At 65.5% G+C, this 24,507-nt stretch carries 21 protein-coding genes; 10 read left to right on the top strand and 11 right to left on the bottom strand.

Features of this window, described 5'->3' with window-relative positions; all coding sequences use genetic code 11:
- Positions 1-67 precede the first annotated feature (67 nt).
- Positions 68-1,327: a putative DNA modification/repair radical SAM protein gene (locus AAGT95_RS11860; RefSeq protein WP_342593898.1), complete on the top strand. Its 1,260-nt coding sequence runs from the start codon at positions 68-70 to the stop codon at positions 1,325-1,327.
- Between the two features lie 26 nt (positions 1,328-1,353).
- Complete coding sequence (locus AAGT95_RS11855; protein ID WP_110709669.1) at positions 1,354-2,274, top strand: TIGR03915 family putative DNA repair protein; 921 nt, start codon at positions 1,354-1,356, stop codon at positions 2,272-2,274.
- A 25-nt stretch (positions 2,275-2,299) separates the two neighbouring features.
- Here AAGT95_RS11855 and AAGT95_RS11850 read toward each other — a convergent pair whose 3' ends face one another.
- Both AAGT95_RS11850 and AAGT95_RS11845 read right to left on the bottom strand, forming a co-directional pair.
- Positions 2,300-3,976 (bottom strand): multidrug ABC transporter permease/ATP-binding protein, encoded by a 1,677-nt coding sequence (locus AAGT95_RS11850; protein WP_342593897.1) that lies wholly within the window; start codon positions 3,974-3,976, stop codon positions 2,300-2,302.
- Positions 3,977-4,189: 213 nt separating this feature from the next.
- On the bottom strand, positions 4,190-5,101 hold the full coding sequence (locus AAGT95_RS11845) for a LysR family transcriptional regulator (RefSeq protein ID WP_110709665.1): 912 nt from the start codon (positions 5,099-5,101) through the stop codon (positions 4,190-4,192).
- A gap of 147 nt (positions 5,102-5,248) precedes the next feature.
- On the opposite strand from AAGT95_RS11845, the gene AAGT95_RS11840 reads away from it, so the two are divergent.
- From AAGT95_RS11840 to AAGT95_RS11830, 3 genes are all read left to right on the top strand, one after another.
- Entirely contained in the window at positions 5,249-6,268 is a 1,020-nt protein-coding gene (locus AAGT95_RS11840) for a zinc-dependent alcohol dehydrogenase family protein (RefSeq protein ID WP_110603148.1), read from the top strand.
- 109 nt (positions 6,269-6,377) lie between these two features.
- Positions 6,378-7,253 carry an AEC family transporter gene (locus AAGT95_RS11835; RefSeq protein ID WP_110603146.1) on the top strand — a complete coding sequence of 292 codons (876 nt, stop codon included), beginning with the start codon at positions 6,378-6,380 and terminating at the stop codon, positions 7,251-7,253.
- A gap of 121 nt (positions 7,254-7,374) precedes the next feature.
- Positions 7,375-7,908 (top strand): PRC-barrel domain containing protein, encoded by a 534-nt coding sequence (locus AAGT95_RS11830; RefSeq protein ID WP_110603144.1) that lies wholly within the window; start codon positions 7,375-7,377, stop codon positions 7,906-7,908.
- A gap of 94 nt (positions 7,909-8,002) precedes the next feature.
- Here AAGT95_RS11830 and AAGT95_RS11825 read toward each other — a convergent pair whose 3' ends face one another.
- The 3 genes from AAGT95_RS11825 to AAGT95_RS11815 form a co-directional block, all read right to left on the bottom strand.
- The gene (locus AAGT95_RS11825) at positions 8,003-8,386 is read right to left on the bottom strand and encodes a DUF4168 domain-containing protein (RefSeq protein WP_110603142.1); all 384 of its coding nucleotides are present in this window, start codon (positions 8,384-8,386) and stop codon (positions 8,003-8,005) included.
- 159 nt (positions 8,387-8,545) lie between these two features.
- Positions 8,546-9,841 carry a pyridoxal phosphate-dependent aminotransferase gene (locus AAGT95_RS11820; protein WP_342593896.1) on the bottom strand — a complete coding sequence of 432 codons (1,296 nt, stop codon included), beginning with the start codon at positions 9,839-9,841 and terminating at the stop codon, positions 8,546-8,548.
- Positions 9,842-9,887: 46 nt separating this feature from the next.
- Positions 9,888-10,805, bottom strand: a complete 918-nt coding sequence (locus AAGT95_RS11815) for a MurR/RpiR family transcriptional regulator (RefSeq protein ID WP_110603137.1) — start codon at positions 10,803-10,805, stop codon at positions 9,888-9,890.
- A gap of 183 nt (positions 10,806-10,988) precedes the next feature.
- On the opposite strand from AAGT95_RS11815, the gene AAGT95_RS11810 reads away from it, so the two are divergent.
- Positions 10,989-11,441 carry a DUF4174 domain-containing protein gene (locus AAGT95_RS11810; RefSeq protein WP_342593895.1) on the top strand — a complete coding sequence of 151 codons (453 nt, stop codon included), beginning with the start codon at positions 10,989-10,991 and terminating at the stop codon, positions 11,439-11,441.
- A gap of 70 nt (positions 11,442-11,511) precedes the next feature.
- On the opposite strand, the gene AAGT95_RS11805 is transcribed toward AAGT95_RS11810, so the two are convergent.
- From AAGT95_RS11805 to AAGT95_RS11795, 3 genes are read right to left on the bottom strand one after another with little or no spacing between them, the layout of a single operon-like run.
- Positions 11,512-12,456: a biotin-dependent carboxyltransferase family protein gene (locus tag AAGT95_RS11805; protein WP_342593894.1), complete on the bottom strand. Its 945-nt coding sequence runs from the start codon at positions 12,454-12,456 to the stop codon at positions 11,512-11,514.
- The gene (locus AAGT95_RS11800) at positions 12,456-13,130 is read right to left on the bottom strand and encodes an allophanate hydrolase subunit 1 (RefSeq protein WP_342593893.1); all 675 of its coding nucleotides are present in this window, start codon (positions 13,128-13,130) and stop codon (positions 12,456-12,458) included. Before AAGT95_RS11800 ends, AAGT95_RS11805 begins: the two co-directional genes overlap by 1 nt.
- A gap of 53 nt (positions 13,131-13,183) precedes the next feature.
- Positions 13,184-13,936, bottom strand: a complete 753-nt coding sequence (locus tag AAGT95_RS11795; RefSeq protein WP_110709655.1) for a 5-oxoprolinase subunit PxpA — start codon at positions 13,934-13,936, stop codon at positions 13,184-13,186.
- Between the two features lie 304 nt (positions 13,937-14,240).
- Here AAGT95_RS11795 and AAGT95_RS11790 point away from each other — a divergent pair, with 304 nt between their 5' ends.
- The 4 genes from AAGT95_RS11790 (at position 14,241) to AAGT95_RS11775 (ending at position 18,327) form a co-directional block, all read left to right on the top strand.
- The gene (locus tag AAGT95_RS11790) at positions 14,241-15,209 is read left to right on the top strand and encodes a LysR family transcriptional regulator (protein WP_110603131.1); all 969 of its coding nucleotides are present in this window, start codon (positions 14,241-14,243) and stop codon (positions 15,207-15,209) included.
- Between the two features lie 119 nt (positions 15,210-15,328).
- The gene (locus AAGT95_RS11785; RefSeq protein ID WP_342593892.1) at positions 15,329-16,327 is read left to right on the top strand and encodes a TRAP transporter substrate-binding protein; all 999 of its coding nucleotides are present in this window, start codon (positions 15,329-15,331) and stop codon (positions 16,325-16,327) included.
- Between the two features lie 79 nt (positions 16,328-16,406).
- The gene (locus tag AAGT95_RS11780) at positions 16,407-16,970 is read left to right on the top strand and encodes a TRAP transporter small permease (protein WP_110603127.1); all 564 of its coding nucleotides are present in this window, start codon (positions 16,407-16,409) and stop codon (positions 16,968-16,970) included.
- A 55-nt stretch (positions 16,971-17,025) separates the two neighbouring features.
- Positions 17,026-18,327: a TRAP transporter large permease subunit gene (locus AAGT95_RS11775; RefSeq protein ID WP_342593891.1), complete on the top strand. Its 1,302-nt coding sequence runs from the start codon at positions 17,026-17,028 to the stop codon at positions 18,325-18,327.
- A gap of 276 nt (positions 18,328-18,603) precedes the next feature.
- Here the strand turns inward: AAGT95_RS11775 and AAGT95_RS11770 are convergent, their stop codons facing one another.
- The 3 genes from AAGT95_RS11770 to AAGT95_RS11760 all read right to left on the bottom strand — a co-directional run bounded on the left by AAGT95_RS11770 (position 18,604) and on the right by AAGT95_RS11760 (position 24,500).
- The gene (locus tag AAGT95_RS11770) at positions 18,604-19,533 is read right to left on the bottom strand and encodes a Gfo/Idh/MocA family oxidoreductase (protein ID WP_342593890.1); all 930 of its coding nucleotides are present in this window, start codon (positions 19,531-19,533) and stop codon (positions 18,604-18,606) included.
- Positions 19,534-19,628: 95 nt separating this feature from the next.
- Entirely contained in the window at positions 19,629-21,188 is a 1,560-nt protein-coding gene (locus AAGT95_RS11765; protein WP_342593889.1) for a sodium:solute symporter family transporter, read from the bottom strand.
- A gap of 273 nt (positions 21,189-21,461) precedes the next feature.
- Positions 21,462-24,500, bottom strand: coding sequence for an FAD-binding and (Fe-S)-binding domain-containing protein (locus AAGT95_RS11760; RefSeq protein WP_342593888.1), 3,039 nt, complete (start codon positions 24,498-24,500; stop codon positions 21,462-21,464).
- Between the last annotated feature and the right edge of the window lie 7 nt (positions 24,501-24,507).

The raw sequence follows: 24,507 nt of genomic DNA, 5'->3' as shown, positions 1-24,507 counted from the left end.
GTCGATCTCGACAATCTCGAATACTGTATATCCAGACAGTATTCGAGATGGGTCACAGGATTGCCGCATGGAACTGATCGACAAGCTCTCCATCCTCGCCGATGCCGCCAAGTACGATGCCTCCTGCGCCAGCAGCGGCGCGCCCAAGCGCTCATCGCGCGGCAAGGCGGGGCTCGGTTCGTCGAACGGCATGGGGATCTGCCACAGCTTCACCCCGGATGGGCGCTGTGTCTCGCTGCTCAAGGTGTTGCTGACCAACTTCTGCCTGTTCGACTGTCAGTACTGCGTCAACCGACGCTCGAGCAATGTGCCGCGAGCGCGATTCACGCCGGAGGAGGTCGTCCGCCTGACGCTGTCGTTCTACCGTCGCAACACCATCAGCGGGCTATTCCTGAGCTCCGGGATCATCCGCTCCAGCGACTACACCATGGAGCAGCTGATCCAGGTGGCGAAGCTGCTACGCGAGACCCATCAGTTTCGCGGCTATATCCATCTCAAGGCGATCCCCGAAGCGGACCCCAGGCTGCTGGAGGAAGCCGGCCGCTACGCCGACCGGTTGAGCGCGAACATCGAACTGCCGACCCTGACCAGCCTCAAGACCCTGGCCCCGGAAAAGGAGCTCGGCACCATCCACTCGGCCATGGGGCACATGCGCCAGCGTATCGATGCCGCCAACGACGACGCTCAGCGGGACTCGAAACGCCTGCCGCGCAGCGCCAACCCCAAGCGCATGGCGCCAATCTACGCACCCGGCGGCCAGAGCACGCAGATGATCGTCGGTGCCGATGCCACCGATGACCGCACCATCCTCCAGTCCGCCCAGCATCTCTATCGCGACTTCCGCCTCAAGCGGGTCTACTACTCGGCGTTCAGCCCGATCCCGGAGCGCCCCGCCGGGCTACCCCAGGCCGCACCGCCGCTACTGCGCGAGCATCGGCTCTACCAGGCCGACTTCCTGATTCGCGGCTACGGCTTCCAGGCCGAGGAGTTGCTGAACGCACCGGGCAACCTGGACCTGGAGATCGATCCCAAGCTGGCCTGGGCGCTGGCCCACCGCGACGACTTCCCGGTCGACCTCAACCGCGCCGAGCCGGCGATGATCGCCCGCATTCCGGGCATCGGACTGCGCAGCGTGCAACGACTGGTCGATCTGCGGCGACTGCGGCGCATCCGCTATCAGGACCTGGTGGCGCTGCGGTGTCGCCTGGAGACCCTGCGGCCCTTCGTGGTGACCCAGGACTACCGCCCCACCGATGCCCAGGGTGACAGCGCTCGCCTGCGCCAGAGCCTGACCCAGCCCCAGCCGGCGCAGATGGCGTTGTGGTAGCGCCGCGTTCCGCAGGAGATCCCGCCATGGCCAACGCCTCGATGAGCCCGACCTCGTCCGCTGCCTGGGCCAACGACTTCGACGAGTGGCGCACCCAGGCGCGTCGGCTGCTTCACCTCGGCGTGCCACCGGCCAGCGTGACCTGGCACGATGGCAACGCCAGTCATGACGACCTGTTCTCCTGGCAGGAGCCGCCGTCCATGCCGCCAGGCCCGCCGCCGGCGCCGATCCGGATCGGTCGCGATCAGTTGACGCTGCTGCGCAACGCTGCGCGCTATCGTGCGGAGGGCCACGACCAACCGCGCTGGCCACTGCTCTACCGGGTGTTGTGGCGATGGGCCCGGGGCGACGCCGCGGCCATGCATCCCGCCGACGTCGATGGCCGCGTGCTGCATCAGCGCTGGCACGCGGTCAAGCGGGAAGCGCATCACATGCATGCCTTCCTGCGCTTCCACCGCTGCGACGATGGACGAGGTGAGCGCTATCTCGCCTGGTTCGAGCCCGCCCATGACGTGCTCGACCTGGGCGCGGAGCACTTCGCCGACCGCATGGGCGGTTCACGCTGGATCATCGCCACTCCCCGTGGCGGCGTAGGCTGGGACGGCTCGGCGCTGGACTATCGCACGCCCTGCCCGAGGGAGTGGACCGACGAAGCCAGAACGGCCGCCGAACGCGCCAACGCCGACGAGGAGCACGCCCTGTGGCGGACCTACTTCGTCAGCACCTTCAACCCCGCGCGCCTCAACCACAGGGTCATGACCCAGCACATGCCGCAGCGGTTCTGGCGTCACCTCAGCGAGGGCGATCTGATTCCGGTGATGGAGGCCAAGGCCCGCCATGGCGGGCAGCGCCTGGCCCAGGAGAGCAGCGTGGGCCGGCGCAAGGGCAAGGCGCTCCCGGGCGGCAGGCCCACCCTTCCCCGCTCACCCTCGGGCGACGACGACTAGACGACGAGCGACGCCGTCCGGGCTGTCAGGATGTACCGATCCGCGCCACCGCATCCCGGCTGGCCAGTTCGCGCTCGTCGCCCGTCAATTCGCGCAGATGACCCTCGCGCATCTCCAGCAGCCGGTCGGCGTGGGCGAAATAGTGATCATCGTGGCTGATGGCGAAGACGGTGATGCCCAGTTCACGGAAGCGCGGCATCAGTTCACGATAGAAGGCGCGCCGGAACTGCGGATCCTGATCCGCGGCCCACTCGTCGAGCAGCAGGATCTGTCGCTGTTCGACCAGCGCCATCAGCAGCGCCAGGCGCTTGCGCTGCCCCTGGGAGAGTTCGGTGTCGAGCACCTTGCCGTCGTCGAGCTGCAGCTTCTTCGCCAGTTGCAGGGTCTGCAGCCAGTTCTCCAGTAGCGCGGGATCGGCACTGCCGCCACGCGGCCCCATCAGCCGGTCGAACTGGTGGAAGTCGGTGTAGACCGCCGAGAAACGCTGGCGGTAACGGTGCCAGTCCGATTCGCCGATGATCTCGTCGTCGATACGGATCTCTCCGGAGTGAGGTCGATAGAGTCCGGTCAGCAGCTTGGCCAGCGTCGACTTGCCGCTGCCGTTGCCACCGATCAGGTAGACCTGTTCGCCCCGTTCCAGGCGCAGGTTGATCGGCCCGACGGCAAAGCCGTCCCGCCCCGCCCTGGCCGGGTAGCGATAGCGGATGTCGCGCATCTCGAGCACCTGCCACTCGCTGTGCGTCTCCACCAGGTCGAACGCCTCGCGGTACTCCGCCAGCGCCAGTTCGCGCAGCTTGTCGAACGATACCTGCGCGGTGATCAGCGTCGGCGTGGCACCGACGGCCTGGATCAGCGGCGAGCGCAGGAACAGCAGCGTCAGCGAGAACGTCGCGGCGACGGCCGTGTTGGACCAGCCCAGGCCATTGGCGAGGAAGAACACCACGCCGATGGCACCCAGCATCATGATGTTGGTCCAGTTGCCGGCGCTCAGGTGATAGGTATCGGCGCGGATGATGTGATCGCGATAGGTCCGGGCGTCGGCGCCGTAGACCTCCTCCAGCAGATGACGCGCGCGATCGCGATTGAGCGCCAGCTCCTTGCGGCCATGGATGATCGTCTCGTAGTCCTGATAGAGCCGGCTGTCGGTGGCGCGGGTGATCCGAATATGGTGATAGACCTTCGATACCAGCCACCATCCCACCAGCATGGTCACGGCGATCCAGATGGCGGTGACCAGCAGCAGCGGCGGCGAGAGCCAGAACAGATAGCCGACGGAGGCCAGCGTGATGACGATCCCCTGGACGAGCTCCGGCAGGCGAACGAAGGCGATGGTCACGTTGCGGATGTCGCTGGAGAGGCACGACAGCAGATGGGCGCTGCCGAGCTGCTCGAGCCGTTCGATATCGGTATCGAGAATGCGCTTGATCAGGCGACCGCGCAGGCGATAGACGAAGTGGTGCCCCAGCGTCGTCAACGCCAGCTGCGACCCCAGCGTCACCGCCAGCAGCAGTGCCACCAGCCCGATGAACGGCAGCAGGGCCGTGACCGCGCTGATGTCACCGCCCCCCGGTTCGGTGACGATCAGGTAGTGGTTGATGAAGGCGATGACGCCGATCCCCAGCGCCGCGCTCAGCAGACTGAGCAGCATGACGCCGATGAACGGCCAGCGATAGTGACGAAAGACGACGCGCAGTAGTTCCATTCGGGCTCCCTGGCCGGCAATGGGGCTCGAGTGGACTGCCTGGCACGACGTCCCGATCGCCGTGGGTCGGCGAGAGGCGTGGTCGGTGCGCCGGCCAGGGCATCGAGCGTGGCATTCGGCGCCGAGATGATCGGCTGACCGCAGGCGCGAATGATTCTGATCTTCACTAACGAAGTCAAGCCATGTCGGCCCCGCCCCGGGCGCGGGCGGTGCTCACGCCTCTTCGTCGGAGAACATCATCTGAATGCGTGAGCGCAACCAGCGTTCCGCGGGATCGTTGTCGTAGACGCTCTGCCACACCATGCTCAACGGCGATGGCGGGCGCTCTAGCGGCAGCTCGTCCACACGCAGCCCGCCCTGTGCCGCCAGTACCTCGGCGGCGTAGTCGGGCACGGTGGCAACCATGTCGGTATCCCGCAGTAGCGAGGCCAGACTGTTGAACTGCGGCACCGCCAGCACGATGCGACGCTTGCGCCCTTGCTCGGCGAGCAGGTCATCGACATAGCCGTTGAGATCGCCATCGAACGAAACCAGGGCGTGGGGCCGCTCGCAATAGGCGTCGAGGGTCAACGCACCGGGGCGACTGTCCGCCCGCAGTACCCTGGCGCGGCTGTGGCGCAGGATCTTCTGCTTGGCGTTGGCCGGCAGATCTCGCGCATAGCCGGCAGCCACCGTCACCTCGCCGGTATTGAGCAGTTGCGGCATCAGGTGGAAGTCGGCGCGCCTCACCACCAGCACGATCCCCGGCGCCTCGGTCCGCAGCCGTTTGAGCAGCGCAGGAAGCAGGGCGAACTCGATGTCATCGCTGAACCCGACCCGAAACACCGCTTCGCTGGTCGCCGGATCGAATTCGCTGGTGCTGCTGAGGACGTTGGAGATTGCGTCGAGAGCCGGCTGCAGCTGTTCGTAGATCTGCTCCGCGCGAGCGGTCGGCACCATCTGGCGCCCGGTGCGCACCAGCAGCGGATCACCGAAAACGTCCCGCAGCCGGGAGAGCGCGGCGCTGGTGGCAGGCTGCCCCAGAAACAGCCGCTCGGCGGCGCGCGACACACTGCGCTCCTGCATCAGGGTCTCGAATACCACCAGCAGCTTGAAGTCCACCCCACGCAGGTCACTACGATTCATTCATGTCTCCCCTCTGCGGGCGGCATCGACCCTCGTCGCGGATGCCGTATCGATAGGCGTTATAGCCACTATCGATCCTTGAGCATAGTGTTTGTCCTCCATCGTCGATAGAGTCGAGGACAAGCCCTGGATACATTGAGGTGCACAATGTCACGTGCAATACAGTTTCAACGCTTCGGCGACGCCGACGTTCTGGAAATCATTGAACGCGACGATCCGCACCCCGCCAACGGGGAGGTCCTGATCGAGACGGAAGCGCTCGGCATCAATTGGCAGGATGTCATGTGGCGGCGCAACATGGCACCGACACTGGCCCATCTGCCGGCCGGCTCGGGCACCGAGATGGCCGGCAAGGTCATCGCCGTCGGCCCAGGCGTCAGCGCTTTCTCGCCAGGCGATCGTGTCGCCTCGATCCCCGCATTCGACCCCAACCAGTATACGGCACACGCCGAGCGCGCGCTGCTACCGGCGGAGGCGCTCATCGCCTACCCCGACTGCTTGTCGCCGAGCGAGGCCAGCGTCCATTACGTGCCGTCGCTGGTCGCCTGGCTGGGATTTCGCGAGGTCGCCAATCTCGAGCCCGGCGAGACGGTACTGATCACTGGCGCCTGCCATATCGGCGGTCCTTACGCGGTGCAGGTCGCGCGGGCGCTGGGCGCCCGGGTGATCGCCGCCACCCCCCACGAGGCGGCTGTCGATTACCTGAAATCCCTCGGCGCCTCGGCGGTGGTGCATACGGAGACGCAGGATCTCGCCACCCGGATCGACAAGCTGACCGATCACCACGGCGTCGACATCGTGCTGGATGCGCTGGGCGGCCCCCAGATGAACCTGCTGGGCGATGTCCTGGCACCTCGCGGCCGGCTGCTCCTCTACGGCATGCTGGGCGGCAACCAGACCACGTTCCCGGCCCAGGCGGCGTTCCGCAAGAACATCCAGTTCCACGTGCACTGCCTCTCCAATTTCAGCGGCAAGCCCGAATTGGGGATTCCCCAGAATCGCGAAGCGCTGGAGCGAGCCATCGCCGATGTCGACCGCATGACCCGCACGGGTGAGCTCAAGCCGCAGATCGACCACCGTTTCCCGCTCGCGGAGATCGCCGAAGCGCATCGCTACCTGGAAACCTGTGCCAATCACCATGGCCGGATCGTGGTCGAGATGGAGTGATCGCCCGGCCAGGCACGCGATCGGCTGGCAATCGTGCATTGCCAGCCCCGTGACGGATTGACGACAATACCGCTTCCACTTTCGTCGCAATCACGCTCAAGGACCTTCGATGCTCGCTCAACTGTTCGCCGTCATGGCCCCCGTCCTGGTTGGCGCGAGCATCGGGTTCGGCTGGATCCGGTTGGGCTACGGCTATCCCACCGAGTTCGTCACCAAGCTGGTCTTCAACATCGGCACGCCAGCGCTGGTCCTGGCCTCCCTGGCCAATGCCGAGGTCGATCCGGATACCTTCTGGCGTACGCTCGCGACCACCTTCCTGGTGCTCGCCGGCATGGCGCTGGCGAGTCTGGGGGTCGCCAGGCTGTTGCGCAAACCCTGGCAGGTCATCATCTCGCCGATGATGTACCCGAACGCCGGCAACATGGGCCTGCCCGTCGCGCTCTACGCCTTCGGCAAGGAGGGCTTCACGTTCGCCATGACGGCCTGGGTCGCCAATGCGCTGATCCAGTTCACCGTCGGCATGATGATGGCGACCCGTGGCAACCCCTGGAAGACGCTGCTGCGCAACCCCACGCTCTACAGCATCGCGATCTCTCTGACGCTGATGCTGACCGGCATGTCTCTGCCGGCGTGGCTCGGCAACACCGTGCACCTGCTCTCCGGATTGACGATCCCGTTGATGCTGATCACGCTCGGCGTCTCGTTGGCCAGCATCCAGGCCCGCAGCCTCTCCTCCGGCTTCCTGTTCACGCTCTGCCGTGTGCCCATTGCGCTGGCGCTCTCCTTCGCCATCGCCGCCTGGCTCGGCCTGCCACCGATCGCCGCCAGCGCCGTGGCGCTGCAGATGAGCATGCCGGTCGCTGTCTACAATTACCTGTTTGCCCAACGTTCACGCCGTGAACCCGAGTATGTCGCCAGCCTGGTGTTCTGCTCGACGCTACTGGCCTTCGTCTACCTGCCGCTGGAACTGGCCTTCATGCTGTAGCGGCGTCGGCCGCTCGCTTGCAAATGCGCAACGAACAGCTACATTACAAAGTGTAATCTTCAAAAGTTAATGGATTACAGGTAGTTGCATGCCAACGAAGCCGCAAGGCAAGGAGACGTAGATGCAAACTCTGTCATGGAAGCAGACACTCGGCGTGGCCACACTGGCAGCCGGCAGCATGATGATGACCCAGGCCGCGACGGCCCAGGAAACGCAGGGCGCGCAGGGTCTCTACTCTGCCGACGAGTTGATGGACGCCGATGTCTTTCTGTCCAGCAAGCCGAACGACGACATCGGCGATGTCGAGGACATCCTGCTGGGCGACGACATGAGTGTTCAGGCGCTGGTCGTGGAAGCCGGCGGCGTGCTGGATATGGGCGACAAGAATTTCGTGGTCGAGAAAGGTAACTTCACCGTCGAAACCGATCACGACGAAAATCTCGACAACATCGAATATCGTGTCGTTCTCGACATGGACGAGAATGCGCTGAAACAGCAGCCGGAGTACACCAACGATTGGTGGCAGAATGCCAAGTCCCAGGCGGCTGAGGCATGGGAAAACACCAAGCAAGGCGCCTCCAGCGCCTGGAAAGACACCAAGGCCGCCACGTCGAACCTGCTGAACGACGCCAGCAACGCGATCGACAACAACTGATCCCGACTCGGATCGACAGTCGCAAAAAAACCGCCGACCCTGGGTCGGCGGTTTTTCGTTGGGGCGGCGATCCCTGGGATCGCCCACTCGGTGCTTACTGCTGGGGCTGCTGCACCATCCCCTTCACACGCTGCATCAGTTGCGGGTCCTGCTGGATGGCCTGGCCGATCGAGTTGAACTGCTCGACGCTCATGCCGCTATCCTGGACCGCCTGAACCATCTCGTCGTTGGCTTGCTGACGAATCTTCTGCTGCTCTCCCTCGTCTGAGGCGTTCTGCAGCTGCTCGGTGTAATCCTGAGAGATCATCGCGATGTCCTGCGATGCATCAGCGAACTGCTGGAGCTGGTCATCGGAGAAGTTTTGCGCAGGAGCCTGCGCCTGGGCACCGCTGTCGGCGGACTCCTGAGCCATCACAGGCGCGCTGGCGAGACCGGTCGTCATCATTGCCGCCGCGAGAAATGCAGTGATCCTTTGCATGAATACCTCCAGATATCGATTTTAAGCGTGTGCCATAGTGGGATGCCGCTTCGGAGGGAGAGTTCCCCCGGAAATGTTTCTGCCGGCAATTTAATGTATCGCCAGGAAACATCGGCACGCTTCACTGCCGACGAGCATCCCACCGCCACTCACCGCCGGTCATGGTAACCATTCCTCGATGGCCTGGATACCGCCCCGGACCTTGTCCAGGGCGGGCAGTCCCATGGGATCGTCGTAGCGTTGCGGGCAGTGCTCCAGCAGCGCCTCGCCATCGAAGTCGACATAGGCCAGGCGCACCGTGAGCTGAGAGGGGTCGCAGCCGAATGCGCTCCCCGGTAGCAGGGCCACGCCGGTCTCCTTCAGCAGTCGGGCGGTCAGCTCGGCGCTGGTGGTGATGCCGATTCCGGCCAGCGCCGCCCGGTGAGCGTCGAAATCGGGAAACAGGTAGAAGCCGCCATCCGGGAGCGGCGTGCGCACGCCGGCCGCCTGCAGTCGGCCAGCGCACCAGTGGCCTATCAGGCCCAGCCAGGCCCGCTGACGCTCGAGGTAGTTCGTCAGTTCGGGACTCATCCGATACGCGACGCAGGCTGCCTCCTGAATGGGACTGGCGACACTCGACCACGTCTCCGAGGCGATGCCGAGCAGGCGCGCGAACAGCTCGCCGCCCAGCGCGTCGGGAACGTGCATGACACCCAGCCGCCAGCCGCCTGCGCCGCACCACTTCGAGAGCCCGCTGGTGGTCACCGTGCCCTCGGGGTAGTCGCGGGCGAAGGCGCGGTGCGATCCGTGATGGTCGAGCGGGCCGTAGATCTCGTCCGCCAGCACGATTACGCCATGGCGTCGGGCCACCTCGGCCAGCGCGCGCTGCGTCTCGCTATCGGGCGACAGCCCGGTCGGGTTGCCGGGGGCATTGAGAATCAGCAGTCGCGTGCGGCTCCCGCCCTCTCGGCAATGCGCCTCGAGCTGCTCCGGCGTGATCTGCCAGCGCGTGTCGAAGCTGGCCGCCAGCTTGGTCGCCGTCTGTCCGGCCAGACGCGCCTGCGGCGCATAGGAGACCCAGGCTGGCGCCGGGATCAGGATTTCCGCCTCGGGTAACGCCTTGATCAAGGCGAACAGCAACAGTTTACTGCCCGGCCCCACGAGAACTCGCGATGACTGCCAGGGCGTGCCATCGAGCTCGCTGTGAAAACTGGCGACCCTATCCCGCAGCGTCGGCAGTCCCTGAACGGGAAGATACGCCTTCTGATCCGCGTATCGGGCCAGCGCCTCCACCGCCGGCCCGTAGACCGGAAACGGCGACTGGCCAAAGCCGAACTTGATGACGCGCTCGCCGCGAGACTCCAGCCATCGCGACTGCTCGTTGATCAACAGAGTATCGGATGCCGGCGTGGCATCGGCGTCATCGGCATAGGCATGATTCAACAGGGCGGAGGCAAGCCCCGGGCGGGCGGTCATGACAACGGATCTCCTGGTTCGGGTGGGGTCGTCGGAGATGGGAGAGTCATTCGATCTGCCAACGGGCGATCAAGGCTTCACGTCGGCGGATCGACGCCACGGCGTCGCCCCCCATCTCATGGGCCATGTGCGAGAGCAGCATCTCGATGGTCACGAACAGGCTGCTCATGGGATTGAAGAAGAACGGACCTTCGGCGGCTGCCAGTAGCGTCATGTCGGTCATCGTGGCCAAACGCGCGGTCGCCTGGTTGGTCAGCGCGAGCAATCGCGCCCCCTGGTCCAGCGCCTGGCGACAGTAATCGACACTGACCCGGGTCTCCGGGCGATAGCTGATGCCCACCACCAGATCGCCCTCCCCCAACTCGCGCCCCATCTCGAGGTTGACACCACCGAGAGAGTCGACCAGCCGGACGTCGCTGCGCAGGTAGGCCAGGTAGTAGGCCAGGTAGTGTGCCCCCGCGAAGCAGGCGCGCTGGCCGACGACGTGGACCCGGCGGGCATCGATCAGCGCCCTGACGGCGCGCCCCAGCATCGCCTCATCGAGCTCCTTGGCCGTTCGGGAGAGGTTGCCCATCTCCTCCTGCCACAGTGTCTGGCGCTGGACGGGATAGTCGCCGTCCCTCGGAATCTGGCCGAGATCGAGCAGGCGTTCCGCACGGGTGGAGTAGAAGGCGCCGGTGGTCGCATCGGCGCGAAACAGGGCCTGAAAGGCCTTGAACCCCGGTAGATCCAACGCGTGCGAAAGCCGGGTCAGACTGGAAGCATTGACGCCATGCTGCTGCGCCAGTGCCGAGATGCTGAGCGTGGCCGCCAGCTCCGGGGCGGCAAGCAGCTGCTCGAGCAACTTGAGCGCTCCCGGCGTCAGCTTCGGCGCCTGGGGCTCTCCTCGACGCGCGGCGATCGAGAGTGCCTGCAAGGCGGCTATCGATGTTGGCGGCGTAGCGAAACCATCGCAATCGGCCATGGCTCATCCTCTTTTTCGTTTTGAGAGATTATCCTGACATCCCACTGCCCGCAAATATTTTTGCCTTATTAGAAATATTTTTTCTTAAGATAGGCTTATTGAAAGTCCGGCCCGCTTGAACCCCCTGCATCCTGTGAAGTCACAATGCCACTGAACTCGTAAACGACACTCGGAGGAGACCCCATGAAAAACTGGTTGATGACCGGAGTACTGATGGCCGGAGTCTCGTTCGCGACGGGGGCTTCGGCTCAGGCGAACGGCAACGATCCGGCCAACCCGCTGATTACCGACAAGTGGAACTTCCGCCCGCTCATCGTGGTGACGCCGGATGCGGGACAACCCGCTTACCGGCATCTGCGCCAGCAGCTCGACCGCACCCAGGAGCAGTTCGACGATCGGGACATGGTGCTCTATACGGTCGAGGGAGATAGCGGCACCCGCCATGGTCGCCCGATGACCGCTTACGAGACCCGGGCGCTGCTGGATGCCGTGGGCGTCAGCCCCACACAGGGCGTGACGACGATCCTGGTCGGCAAGGATGGCGGCAAGAAAGTGCAGCTCCAGGGAGAGGTCGACCTCCAGGAGATCTACGCCACCATCGACAGGATGCCGATGCGCCAGTCGGGCGAAGACTGAGGGGCCAACACGGCGCGCCGACTGACGCGCTTGCGTACCAGCCAGCGTCCGCCAGCGACCCCGCCCGCGATCAGCGCCATAGCGCGAGTTGATGCAGGTAGGCTCGCCGCGCCTGCTGGGGAGAGACCGGAGAGAGCCGTATCGAGGTGCCTGGCGCGCACTGCCCGAGACGCGCACAGGCAATGGGGGACAGCGCCCCCAGACGCGGGTAGCCGCCAATGGTCTGGCGATCGTTGAGCAGGATGATCGGCTGGCCATCCGGCGGGACCTGGACCGCGCCCAGCGGGATGCCCTCCGAAATCATGCCCCCCAACTGACAGCGTAACGCCGGCCCCGTCAGGCGAACGCCCATGCGGTCGGCCCGGCTGTCCACCTGCCAGGCCTGATTGAAGGCCGCGAACAGGCTGGCACCATCGAAGTGCGCGATCTGTGCGCCGGTGACCAGCTCGAGCGTGGCCTCCCCCTGCGGCATGGCCGGCGCGAACGGCATCTCGCGGGTTTCGGCGGAGTCCGAGGCCGCGATCAACCGATCGCCGACCCGAAGTGCACTCCCCCGGCCGTCGAGGCCGCCCAGTTGCTCGCGGGCGACGGTCGAGAGGCTTCCCATGAAAGGTTCGGCATCGATTCCACCCGGCAACGCCAGGTAGGCGCGCAGCCCCGCCCTGGGCTGGTCGAACGCCAGCACCTGCCCCGGTTCGAGAACGAAGCTGCCGTTGGCGGGCAGCGCCTCGCCATCCCGCGTGGCGCCGAGATCGGCGCCTGCGATGGCCACCGTCATCCGGCTCGCGGCCTGCAGCTTCAACCCGCCCATGGCGATCTCGATGCCGGCGGCATCCGGCGCGTTGCCGAGCAACCAGTTGGCCCAGCCCAGCGAGATCCAGTCCAGCGCCCCGCCCTGGGTCACCCCGAGATGGCGGGCGCCGAAGCGGCCGGCGTCCTCTACCAGCGCCAGCGGCCCGGTGGCCTCGACGACGAGAGCGGCACTCGTCGCCCGGGAAATTTCCGGCATTGCCATCAGCGCTCCTCCAGCGGCGTGGTGTCGCCGCCCTGTTCGATGAAAGCCTCGCGGCTGATCGATTCGAATCGCACCCGATCGCCCGGGCGGAACAGGCTGATCTCATCCCGGTCGCGATCGAACAGCTCGACGGCGGTGCGGCCCAGGATGTTCCAGCCACCCGGCGAACGCATCGAATAGATGGCGGTCTGGCGTTCGGCGATCCCCACGCTGCCCGCCGCCACCTTCTGCCTCGGCGTCTTCAGTCGCGGGGTGGCCAGGCTCTCCTCGATCATGCCCATGAAGGCGTAGCCGGGGGAGAATCCGAGGGCGAAGGCGCAATAATCACGACCGGTGTGACGACGCACGACCTCGTCGATATCGACGCCGAGACGCTCGGCGATCCGGGTGAGTTCGGGGCCGACACTGTCGTCGTACCACACCGGAATGCGGTGCTCTCGCCCCGCTGCAGTGGAGGCCGGTTCCAGCCCTTGCAGAGCCTCGCCGACCCACTGCCTGGCCTCGCCCAGGGAGAGTCGGGTCACATCGTAGTGCACCAGTAGCGTGGTATAGGACGGCACCAGGTCGATCAGCACCTCGCCGAAGCGTTCCCGCAGGGCATTGTCGGCGGCCAGGATCCAGGGCATGTGCGCCTCGTCGATGGCATCGAACAGCCTGACGATCAGAGCGTCCATGCCGACCGTTTCCATACCGAAAGAGAGCGAGAGGACGGGGGAAGGTGACCGACTCATGCGTCCGCCAACCGCTGGAAGGCTTCTCGAATGGCTTTCACCGCCGCCACGGACTCGGCATTGTCGCCGTGGACACACAGCGTATCGGCGGGCAGTCGCAGCTCGCTGCCGTCATCCGCGATCAGCGGCTCGCCCTTGGCCAGGGCCACGGCCTGCTCGACGATGGCGTCGCGATCGTGGTGCACCGCCCCCGGGAGACGCCGCGAGACCAGGTGCCCCCTGGCGTCGTAGGCGCGGTCGGCGAAGGTTTCGAACCACAGCGTCACGCCCATCTCCGCGGCCAGTTCGCGCACCGGTCCGGGGTTGGCGGTGGACATCACCAGCAGCGGCAGGTCCCGATCGTAACGAACCACCGCCTGCATTGCCGCCCGCAGCAGATCGAAGTCGCCGGCCATGTCGTTGTAGAGCGCGCCGTGCGGCTTGACGTACTGGATACGGGTACCCTCGGCGCGACAGAACGCCTCCAGGGCACCGATCTGGTAGAGCATCAGGTTCTCGACCTCCTGTGGCGAACAGGCCATCGAGCGGCGACCGAACCCCATCAGATCGGGATAGCCTGGATGCGCACCGATTTTCGCCCCGTGGGCCACGGCCAGCGCCACGGTCTTGCGCATGACGTCGGGGTCGGAGGCATGAAAACCGCAGGCGATATTGGCACAATCGACGAACGGCATCGCCTGTTCATCGAGCCCTAACGCCCAGTTGCCGAAACTTTCACCCATGTCGCAGTTGAGCAGGGGCGCGCGCATCGCATTACCTCGTATCGTTGTTGTAGGAAGTCCAGCCTCGGAATCCATCGCCACGACCCGCTTCAGAAAAGCCTGCCGGGCAGGACTTTCAAAAGAGAGCCGTGGGCGATGGGCACCCCGAAGTGGCATCTCTGCACTTTAGGAAAACGCCAGCCGCAGGGTCCAATCGTTTTTCGCGATGCGCAGTATCGGCGCAATCTTTCATCCCCATCACGCGATGCCGGCCCATACGCGGGGGGAGAGTTGACGTTCACGGCGCCGCGCCGAAGAATCGACCATCCCGCTTTCGAGTACGAGACCCCTCATGTTCGACTTCAAGGAGCTCGAAGCCTTCGTCTGGATCGTCAGGCTGGGCTCGTTTCGCAAGGTGGCAGCGCGTCTGCACCTGACCCAGCCGTCGATCTCCGACCGCATCACCCGGCTGGAGGCGGCAGTCGGAGAGTCGCTGCTCGATCGCAGCGCCCGACCGGTGCAGCCGACGCTGCGCGGTCGGGAGTTCTACGCCCACGCAGAACGCCTGCTGGACAGCCGCGAGGAGGCGCTGCAACTGTTCCAGAATCAGGAGGACTTTTCCGGCACGCTGCGGCTCGGGGTCATCGAGACCATCGCCCACAGCTGGTTCAGCACCTTCCTGACCCAACTGGCCGAACGCCATCCCCAGCTCACCATCGAACTCACCGTGGATATCTCGCCGGTGCTGCAGCAGCGCCTGGCAGACAACGATCTCGACATGATCTTCGCCATGGATGGTGTCGCCCCCGGGCTATCGGTGACCCAACTGCCACTGGCCACCTACGAGATGGGCCTGTTCGTGGCACCACAGCATGCCGAGCGCCTGCGCCAAGGCGGCGTGTCGGCGCTGTCCCGCCTGCCGTTCGTCTCGTTCAGCAAGCTGGCACGCCCCTATGGCGAGCTCGTGGCCTATCTGGCCGAACTCGGCATCGACGAGCCCAAGATCCACTGCGCCACCACGCTGATGACCATCGTCCGCATGAGCATCGACGGCGTCGGCATCGGATCGCTCCCGGTCTCCACGGTGTCGGACGCCTGCGAGCGCGGCGAGCTGTTGCGTCTGGCGCTGCCCACGCCGCTGCCGGCGATGTTCTACGACGCGATCTGGCGCACCAGCAGCTACCCCAGCTTCTGCCGGGGGGTCACCCGACTCGCCCAGGAGTGCGCCGCCCGCTACGCCGCGGAGCATTCCCCGGATCACGTCGGCGACGGGCAGTGGGAGGAGGTGAAAGTCTGGCCCGATAGTTTGGATAAGAATTAACGATTTGACGCCATCGCCGGCCGACTTGAAGAATGCAGAGGTCCCATGTCCCGGGCACGACCCCTTTCAATAACAAGCGGCGTGCAGGAAGACCTTTCAATAACAAACGGAATCCAACGATGCGCATACCCAATGTCCAGCTATTGACGATCGCCGTGGCGGGATCGCTCGCCGTCGCGACACCGGCCCTCGCCGACCAGTGGAACCTCGCCACCCCCTACGGCGACGCCAGCTTCCATACCCAGAACACCAAGCAGTTCGCCGAGGATGTCGCCGACGCGACGGATGGCGAATTGACGATCAACGTGCACAGCGGCGGCTCGCTGATCAGCCACGCCGAGATCAAGCCTTCCGTGCGCCGCGGCACGGTCCAGGCCGGCGAGATATTCCTCTCCACACTCTCCAACGAATCGCCGATCTACGAAGTCGACACGTTGCCCGGCCTGGCCGGCAGCTACGCCGATGCCTACGACCTGTGGCAGGCCTCCAAGCCGATCATCACCGAGCTCTTCGCCAAGGAGGGGCTGATGCCGCTGTACGCGGTGCCGTGGCCGGCCCAGGGCATCTACACCGATTTCGAGCTGACCGATGCCTCCCAGTTCGAGGGCCTGCGGGTCCGCGCGCCGAACATCAACACCCAGCGCTTCGTCGAGAATCTGGGCGGCATCCCGACCCAGACCGAGGAAGCGGATATTCCCACCGCCTTCAGCACCGGCCGCGTCGACGCCATGATCACCTCGGTCTCCACCGGCAAGTCCATGTCGGCGTGGGATTACGTGTCGAACTACAGCGATGCCAACCTGTGGCTGCCGAAGAACATCGTCTTCGTCAACAAGCGCGCCTTCGATCGTCTCGACGACGCCGCCCAGAAGGCCGTTCTCGACGCCGCCGCCAAGGCCGAGCAGCGCGGCTGGCAGATGAGCAAGGAAGACAGCGCCGAGAGCGCCAAGACCCTCGAGTCCCATGGCGTCACCGTGAGCGAGCCCAACGAGACGCTCCAGCAGCAGTTGAAGGCCGCCGGCCAGAAGCTGTTCGAAGACTGGCAGGCTCGCGCCGGCGATCAGGCCCAGCAGCTGGTCGATCGCTACCGTGAACGCCAGGCCAAGCAGAGCCAGTAACGTCCATCACGAGGCCCGCCTTGGCGCGGGCCTCCCGATTGCTTGGGCTGTTTCCACTCACACCCGGTGAGTCTCCGTCATGACCTTCAGACTGAATCCGCTATACCGGCTTGGCGCCTGGGGCGCCGCGGCCTGCATGCTGGCGATCTGCGCCATGGTCACGCTACAGGTACTGCTGCGCTGTCTCGACGCCGTGCTGGTGCTGGTCGGTGCCAGCCGCCTCGGCTACGAGATCAGCGGCGTCTCGGAGATCGCCTCCTACCTGCTGGTCGGCGCCACCTTCCTGAGCCTCGCCTACACCTTCACCCATCACGCCCATATCCGCGTCACGCTGGTCATCGCCCGTCTGCCGGCAGCGACCCGGGTCTGGTGCGAAGTGGCGTGCCTGGCGATCGCGCTGGCACTCAGCGCCCTGCTCAGCTGGGAAGTGATCGGCCTGATCCGGGAGAGCCTCGACTACGGCGACGTCTCCGCGGGGCTGATGGCGATTCCGCTGTGGATCCCCCAGACCGTCCTCGTCGTCGGCCTGGCGCTGCTCTGCCTGGCCCTGCTGGAAGCGCTGCTGACGACGCTGCAGCAAGCCGTGACCGCGCCCTCGCGCTATGTGGCCCCCGGCGACAACGACGACTTCGGCGGCGAGTGACGCCGTCGCCGGCTGATGACGCCTCCAACAAGAATCCGAACCGAGGTATCGACTCGTGCTCACGCTCAGTCTTGCAACGCTCTTTACCCTCGCGATCCTGCTCGGTGGCGGCGTATGGATCGCATTCGCCCTGCTCGGCACCGGCTGGATCGCGCTGACCGGCTTCTCGAGCTTCGAGGTCGGTCCCATCCTCGCCTCCGACTTCTGGGGCGCCAGCTACGGCTGGGACCTGACCGCCCTGCCGATGTTCGTGTGGATGGGCGAGATCCTGTTCCGATCCGGGCTTGCCGACAACATGTTCCGCGCGCTGTCACCCTGGCTCAATCGCCTCCCGGGCCGGCTGCTGCACTCCAATATCATCGGCAGCGGGCTGTTCGCGGCAGTCTGCGGCTCCTCCGCCGCGACCTGTGCCACCGTCGGCAAGATGACGCTGCCCGAACTCGAGCGTCGCGGCTACAGCGAGACACTGGCGATCGGCACCCTGGCCAGCGCCTCCACCCTGGGCCTGCTGATCCCGCCGTCGATCATGATGATCGTCTATGGCGTGGTCACCGAGCAGTCGATCTCGCGCCTGTTCATGGCGGGAGTCGGGCCCGGTCTGCTGCTGCTGGCACTGTTCATGGTCTACCTGGTCATCTGGTCGCTGACCGTCGGCAGGCGCGGCGGTGCGGGGCACGCCGAAGCGCCGATGCCGTTTCTCGACAAGGTCAGGAACAGCTGGCGGCTGATCCCGCTGCTGGTATTGATCGGCGGCATCCTCGGCAGCATCTACGGTGGCGTCGCCTCCCCCACCGAGGCGGCCGCGGTGGGCGTGGTACTGTCGATGATCATCGCGCGCTTCAACGGCCACTTCGACAAGTCGATCTTCCTGGAGTCGATGTTCGCCGGACTGCGCACCTCCTGCATGATCGCGTTCATCATCGCCGGTGCCTCGTTCTTGTCGTCGGCCATGAGCTTCACCCAGTTGCCCACGCAGCTGGCCAGCGCCATCGCCGCGATGGGACTGTCGCCCAACGTGCTGCTGGTGATGCTGACACTGTTCCTGCTGGTGCTGGGCTGCTTCCTCGACGGCATCTCGCTGATCCTGCTGGTGACCTCGATCATCATGCCGTTGATCAATGCCGCCGGCATCGACCCGATCTGGTTCGGCATCTATCTGGTGATCGTGGTGGAAATCTCGCAGATCACCCCACCGGTCGGCTTCAACCTGTTCGTGATTCAGGGGCTCACCGGCAAGAACATCTTCACCATCGCCAAAGCGACCCTGCCGTTCTTCCTGCTGATGCTGTTCGCCATCGTGCTGATGCGGGCCTTCCCGGAGATCGTGCTCTACCTGCCGCAGGCGATGAACCGCTGACGCCGCGAGCCGCGAGCCGCGAGCCGCGAGCCGCGAGCCGCGAAAATCAGCATGTGCTCATAGAGAAGAAAAGGGCCAGCGACATCAGTCGCTGGCCCTTTTCGTAGCCCGCAGCCCGTCGCTCGTAGCCCGTCGCTCGTAGCCCGTCGCTCGTAGCCCGTCGCTCGTAGCCCGTCGCTCGTAGCCCGTAGCCCGTAGCTCGTAGCCCGTAGCCCATAGCCCGAAGCTCGTAGCTCGTAGCTCGTAGCTCGTAGCTCGTAGCTCGTGGCCCGCAGCCTATTCGACGAAATCCTCTACCGTGTGGCGGTATCCCAGCATCAGCGAGTCGGCGACATGCCGGAACGGGCTGACGTCGACATCGGAACGGCCCTCGGCAATCAGTTCGGCGAAACGCGCATAGAGTCCGGCGTACTCCGCATCGGGCCCTTCCTCCTGCAGTTCGCCGTCGATCAGCAGCCGCCTGCCGCCCGCTTCCAGCGTCAGCCGCCCGGCGTCGGTCTCGACATGAATCTCCCAGATCGGCGGGGTGCCCTGCTGGCGGAAGTCGAACTCGGCGTGGATCGGCACGTCGTCGCCGTCGATGAAATCCAGCGACGCCGCGATCGGCGTCTGGCAGTTGCCGGGCACCTGCAACTGGGCGTCGACCAGGTGGAACGGACGCGGCAGGATCTCGGTGGCGATCGACAGGGCGTTGATGCCTGGATCGAACACGCCCATGCCGCCCGGCTGCCAGATCCAGGCCTGGCCCGGATGCCAGACCCGCACGTCTTCCTTCCATTCGATCTCGACACCGCGAATCTGGCGCTCCACCAACCAGCGCTTCGCTCCCGCCACCCCGTGGGCATGCCGGGAGTGCCAGGAAGCGAACAGCGTGACGCCGTGGCGCTCGGCCTCCTCACGCAGCGTCTCGATCTCGGCCAGCGTGGCGCCGGGCGGTTTCTCCAGCATCACGTGCTTGCCGTGGGCCATCGCCAGTCGCGCCTGCTGGGTACGAACCCCGGCCGGCGTGCACAGCGCGACCGCGTCGATCTCGGGGCCCTGCTCCAGCAGCGCCTCGAGGCTTTCGAAATTCGCCACCTCGGGTACGGAGGCGTTGCGACTGGCAACGGCCGTCAGTCGATGGCGGGGGTCATTGGCGATGGCCGGATGGTGCTGGTCGCGGGCGATCTTGCCGTAGCCCACGATCGCGAGGCGAAGGATGTCCATGACAGGTCCTTGTGAATAGCAGCCTGGAAATCAAAAGCCGCTCGGCATTGGCATGCCGAGCGACCCTGGAAAGAGAAGCGGCCCCGGCGGCGCCCTCAGCGCAGCAGATAGACGATGGTGGCGGTGAGCACCGAGACGATGGCGATGCCGATCATGACATCGCGAGGTACCCGCTCCAATCCCTCTTTGGCGATGACCGCGATATGCGCATCGTCGCTGCCTGGCCGATCGCTGGCACCGAGTCGTCTCATCCAGAACCAGGTGAACAGCGCCGTGGCCGCGAACAGAATGCCGCCGATGATGGTGAAGTGAATCGGCAGCACGCCGGTCTCCACCAGCACGAACAGCACCGCACTGAGCGCGTGACCACTGGCCAGCCCGCGCAGTGCCGCCGACGACCCCAGCGACTTGATCCACAACCCCATCAGGAAGGTCGCCACCAGCGGCGACGCGACGAAGGCGAACACCTGCTGCAGATACGCCCACAGCCCCGAAAAGTACTGGATCATCGGCCCCCAGAGGGCGGCGATGGCGGCCAGGATAAAGGTACAGATGCGCCCCCATCTGGCCAGTTGGGCATCACTGAGGTTGGGCCTGGCCGGCTTGATGAAATCCAGTGTCAACAGGGTCGCCGAGGAGTTGAGCGTCGAGGAGAGCGTCGACATCAGCGCCGCGATCAGGCCGGCCAGGATCAGCCCGGTAAGGCCGGTCGGCGTGAACTCCTGGACCATCTTCGGATAGACCTGATCGGGGTGTTCGAGCCCCGGCAGCAGCGGGATCACCATGGCACCGGGGATGGTCATGATGAAGATCGGCAACAGTTTCAGCGCCGCGGCGAAGATCGAAGCCCGCCCCGCCGCCTGGATGTCCCGCGCGCCCAGCAAGCGCTGCACGACATACTGGTTCATGCTCCAGTAGTAGAAGCCGACGATCGGCACCCCGGTGATCAGGCCGAGCCATGGCACGCTGGGGTCGTCCAGCGGCCGAATCAGCGACAGTTTCTCCGGACTCACCGCCTCCTTGACCGTCGACCAGCTGTAGTCGAAGTGGCCGAAGATGATCCAGGTCATCGCCGCCGACCCGCCGATCAGCACGCAGGCCTGCATCACGTCGGTATAGACCACCGCGCGCAGCCCGCCAAAGGCGGTGTAGATGCTGGTAAACAGCGCCAGCAGCGCACACACCTCCCACAGGTTGGTGCCGGGGATGAAGGTGGTCACGATCAGGCCGCCGGCATAGAGGGTGCCGGCGGTATCGAGAATGATCGACAGAAACAGCGTGATGACCGAGAGATACTTGCGCAGCCTGGAATCGAAGCGCCGCTCCATCAATTCCGGCATGGTGGTGACACGGGCCCGCATCAGTACCGGCAGCACGAAGATCGCGGTGAACATCAGCACCACGCCCGCCATCCATTCGTAATTGGCGGCGGAGATACCGTGCTGGTAGGCGGCCCCGGGCAGGCCGATCAGCGTGTCCGAGGAGATATTGGAGGCGAACAGCGAAAAGCCGATTGCCAGGGGGCCGAGGCTTCTCCCGGCCAGAAACAGCTCTTCCGGCGTCGTCTTGCCCCGGGCCGTCTTGTAGCCGATGAAGGTGACGATCACGAAGTAGGCGACGATGACCGCGAAATCCCAGAATTGAAGATCTTCCATGAGAGCGTTCGCTTTTTGTCACTGGCTATTGTCATAAGCGATAACGGCGGCGGCGAGCGTGGGCGCTCCGCGCCGTTGGCGGGCACGAGCGGCCCGCCAAGGCTTCAGAGTAGTCAGCGACTCGGCAGAATTCCATTTCATGACAGCGAGTTGCACCCTGCAAAGACGCACAGGGCGCCCGCCGGAACCCGACGAGCGCCTTGATATCGCCGATGGCAGAGCCTGCCAGGCCAGGCGCGCCCGGCAGCCAAATACGACCAATGTCTAATCGGGCTAAGCCGGCAATGCCGCCGCCAGCACCCGGGCAACGTGCAGCGCCTCGCGCCCGGCGCCGTCGAGAATCTGGTGCCGGCAGCTGGTGCCGTCGGCCACGATCCAGGTGTCGTCTCCCGCCTCGCGTACCGCCGGCAGCAACGAGAGCTCCGCCATCTGACGCGAGGCATCGAGGTGTTCCGCCTCGTAGCCGAAACTGCCCGCCATGCCGCAGCACGAAGAGACGATCGCCTCGATCTCGAGTTCCGGGATCCAGCCCAGCACCGTCATCACTGGGGTGAAGGCGTCGAAGGCCTTCTGATGGCAGTGGCCGTGGACCTTGGCCCGGCCGACCGCCAGCGGCGCGAGCTCCAGCTTCAGCCGTCCCGCCTGCTTCTCCGCCACCAGAAACTCTTCGAACAGCATGGCGGCATCCGCCAGCCGTGTGGCCTCATCACCCAAGCCCTCCTCACCAAAACCAAAGTGCAGAAACTCGTCGCGTAGCGTGAGCAGGCACGAGGGCTCGAGCCCGACGATCTTCACGCCCCGCTCGACGTAGGGCATCAACGCCTCCAGCGTGCGCCGCGCTTCCTGCCTGGCGCGATCCACGCGCCCCGCCGCCAGATAGGTCCTGCCGCAGCACAGCGGCCGTTCACCCTCGAGAACGTTGAAATGGACCCGATAGCCCGCGGCTTCCAGCACGCGGCGTGCCGCCGCCGCGTTGTCACCCTCGAAATAGTTGTTGAAGGTATCGACGAACAGCACCACTTCTGCGACCGGAGACGACCCCAGGCGGGGCGCGTCGTCCCTCGCCGCTCGCCATGTCGTTCGGAGATAGTCGCCGGCAAAGATCGGCAGCGATCTCGCCTCGGCGAAACCGAGCCAGCGCTTGGCACGTCCCCCCAGCCAGGAGACGTTCTCGACACGCGCGGCGACAGGACCGACATGACGCATCCAGGGCGCGTATCGCGGCAGCTCGGAGATCAGCCTGTCGCGCCACCCCAGGCCTCGCTCCCTGATCCGTGCCGCGCGGGCCTCGATCTTGAACTTGGCCATGTCGACGCCGGTCGGGCAGTCGCGCTTGCACCCCTTGCAGGAGACACACAGGTCCAGGGTCTCGGCGACTTCGTCGCTGGCCAGGCCGCGATCGCCGATCTTGCCCGACAGTACCAGCCGCAGCGTATTGGCGCGGCCCCGGGTCAGGTGGCGTTCATCGCGACTGATCCGATAGCTGGGGCACATGGTGCCCGCATCGAACTTGCGGCAATGGCCATTGTTGTTGCACATCTCCACCGCCTTGGCGAGGCCGTGCGCCGGATCGCCGCCACTGCCGGGTTCGCCCAGCTCGCCGCTCAGCGGATCGCGGGTCACGTTCCAGGCCGACCAGTCGAGTTCGGTGGCCACCGCAAGGATCTGGTGATCGGCGGGGAAGCGGAACAGCCGGGCGTCGTCCATTCTCGGCGTGTCGACGATCTTGTTGGGGTTGAACCGGTTGTCCGGATCGAACAACCGCTTGATCTCGCCGAAGGCGGCATCGAGCTCCGCGCCGAACTGCCACGCCACCCATTCGCCGCGGCAGATGCCGTCGCCGTGTTCTCCCGAGTAGGCCCCCTTGTAGCGGCGAACCAGTTCGGAGGCTTCCTCCGCAATCGCGCGCATCTTGGCGGCGCCGCCGCGGCGCATGTCGAGAATCGGCCGCACGTGCAGCGTGCCGACGCTGGCGTGGGCGTACCAGGTGCCCTCGGTACCGTGGCGATGGAAGACGTCGGTCAACTGCTCGGTATATTCGGCAAGGTGCTCGAGCGGCACGGCGCAATCCTCGATGAACGAGACCGGCTTGCCGTCGCCCTTCATGCTCATCATGATATTGAGCCCGGCCTTGCGCACGTTCCACAGCGCCGCCTGCTCGGCTCCCGACTCCAGCCCGACGACGCTGCCCGGCAGTCCCAGGTCGCCCATCAGCGTCTCCAGCGCTTTCAGCTGGCGCAGCTGCGAGTCGAGACTCTCGCCAGCAAACTCCACCAGCAGCAGCGCGTCCGGACGCCCGATCAATGACTTTTCCACCGTCGGTCGGAACGCTGGATTCTCCAGCGCCAGCTCGATCATGGTGCGATCGACCAGCTCCACCGCGGCGGGACCCAGCTCGACGATATGCTGGGTCATGTCCATCGCCTGGTAGAAGGTCGGGAAATTGACCACGCCGAGTACCTTGTGCACCGGCAGCGGCGACAGCTTCAGGGTCAGCCGGCGCGTGAACGCCAGCGTCCCCTCCGAACCGATCAGCAGGTGGGCGAAATTGGCCCGGCCTTCGGCGTCGTAGGGGATCGGATTGCGGCAGTCGAGCAGGTCCAGGTTGTAGCCCCCCACCCGCCGCAACACCTGCGGATAGTGTTCGCGGATCGCCGCCGCCTCGCGCTGCATGATCGCCGCCACCGAGTCGGCCAGCCCCGCCAGGGCCGAGCCGGGTGCGATCTCGTTGAACCGGCCGAAAACCGCCTCGCGGCCATCCGCCAGCGTCGCTTCGAGCCCCAGCACGTTGTGAACCATGTTGCCGTAGCGGATCGAGCGTGAGCCGCAGGAGTTGTTGCCGGCCATGCCGCCCAGCGTGCACTGCGCCGAGGTGGAGACGTCCACTGGAAACCAGAGTCCGTGGGGCTTGAGCCAGGCGTTGAGATGATCGAGCACCACGCCCGGCTCCACCGAGACGGTGCGCGCCTCGACATCCAGCTCGCCGATGCCGGTCAACCAGCGACTGGTATCGATCACCAGCGCCTCGTTGACGGTCTGCCCGCACTGGCTGGTGCCGCCGCCGCGCGGCAGCACCGGCGCCCCGAAGTCGCGCGCGACCTCCAGTGCCAGCGACAGGTCCTGGGGATCCCTCGGCACCACCACGCCCAGCGGCATGATCTGATAGATCGAGGCGTCGGTGGCGTAACGCCCCCGCGACCCGGCGTCGAACGCCACCTCCCCCTTCAGCTCGCGCCGCAGCCGCTGTTCGAATTCGCTCATGGCGGCACGTCTTGGCTGCCGCGCCACCGGGCTTTTCGGCATCACGCTCATGGCGATC

The sequence above is a fragment of the Salinicola lusitanus genome (assembly GCF_038648475.1).
Lineage (GTDB): Bacteria > Pseudomonadota > Gammaproteobacteria > Pseudomonadales > Halomonadaceae > Salinicola > Salinicola lusitanus.
This window is presented reverse-complemented; position numbering and strand designations above follow the sequence as displayed.

Excerpts from the sequence above, each read along its gene's own strand:
- AAGT95_RS11860 (WP_342593898.1), top strand. The coding sequence starts at position 68 with ATGGAACTGATCGACAAGCTCTCCATCCTCGCCGATGCCGCCAAGTAC.
- AAGT95_RS11855 (WP_110709669.1), top strand. The coding sequence starts at position 1,354 with ATGGCCAACGCCTCGATGAGCCCGACCTCGTCCGCTGCCTGGGCCAAC.
- AAGT95_RS11850 (WP_342593897.1), bottom strand. The coding sequence starts at position 3,976 with ATGGAACTACTGCGCGTCGTCTTTCGTCACTATCGCTGGCCGTTCATC.
- AAGT95_RS11845 (WP_110709665.1), bottom strand. The coding sequence starts at position 5,101 with ATGAATCGTAGTGACCTGCGTGGGGTGGACTTCAAGCTGCTGGTGGTA.
- AAGT95_RS11840 (WP_110603148.1), top strand. The coding sequence starts at position 5,249 with ATGTCACGTGCAATACAGTTTCAACGCTTCGGCGACGCCGACGTTCTG.
- AAGT95_RS11835 (WP_110603146.1), top strand. The coding sequence starts at position 6,378 with ATGCTCGCTCAACTGTTCGCCGTCATGGCCCCCGTCCTGGTTGGCGCG.
- AAGT95_RS11830 (WP_110603144.1), top strand. The coding sequence starts at position 7,375 with ATGCAAACTCTGTCATGGAAGCAGACACTCGGCGTGGCCACACTGGCA.
- AAGT95_RS11825 (WP_110603142.1), bottom strand. The coding sequence starts at position 8,386 with ATGCAAAGGATCACTGCATTTCTCGCGGCGGCAATGATGACGACCGGT.
- AAGT95_RS11820 (WP_342593896.1), bottom strand. The coding sequence starts at position 9,841 with ATGACCGCCCGCCCGGGGCTTGCCTCCGCCCTGTTGAATCATGCCTAT.
- AAGT95_RS11815 (WP_110603137.1), bottom strand. The coding sequence starts at position 10,805 with ATGGCCGATTGCGATGGTTTCGCTACGCCGCCAACATCGATAGCCGCC.
- AAGT95_RS11810 (WP_342593895.1), top strand. The coding sequence starts at position 10,989 with ATGAAAAACTGGTTGATGACCGGAGTACTGATGGCCGGAGTCTCGTTC.
- AAGT95_RS11805 (WP_342593894.1), bottom strand. The coding sequence starts at position 12,456 with ATGGCAATGCCGGAAATTTCCCGGGCGACGAGTGCCGCTCTCGTCGTC.
- AAGT95_RS11800 (WP_342593893.1), bottom strand. The coding sequence starts at position 13,130 with ATGGACGCTCTGATCGTCAGGCTGTTCGATGCCATCGACGAGGCGCAC.
- AAGT95_RS11795 (WP_110709655.1), bottom strand. The coding sequence starts at position 13,936 with ATGCGCGCGCCCCTGCTCAACTGCGACATGGGTGAAAGTTTCGGCAAC.
- AAGT95_RS11790 (WP_110603131.1), top strand. The coding sequence starts at position 14,241 with ATGTTCGACTTCAAGGAGCTCGAAGCCTTCGTCTGGATCGTCAGGCTG.
- AAGT95_RS11785 (WP_342593892.1), top strand. The coding sequence starts at position 15,329 with ATGCGCATACCCAATGTCCAGCTATTGACGATCGCCGTGGCGGGATCG.
- AAGT95_RS11780 (WP_110603127.1), top strand. The coding sequence starts at position 16,407 with ATGACCTTCAGACTGAATCCGCTATACCGGCTTGGCGCCTGGGGCGCC.
- AAGT95_RS11770 (WP_342593890.1), bottom strand. The coding sequence starts at position 19,533 with ATGGACATCCTTCGCCTCGCGATCGTGGGCTACGGCAAGATCGCCCGC.
- AAGT95_RS11765 (WP_342593889.1), bottom strand. The coding sequence starts at position 21,188 with ATGGAAGATCTTCAATTCTGGGATTTCGCGGTCATCGTCGCCTACTTC.
- AAGT95_RS11760 (WP_342593888.1), bottom strand. The coding sequence starts at position 24,500 with ATGAGCGTGATGCCGAAAAGCCCGGTGGCGCGGCAGCCAAGACGTGCC.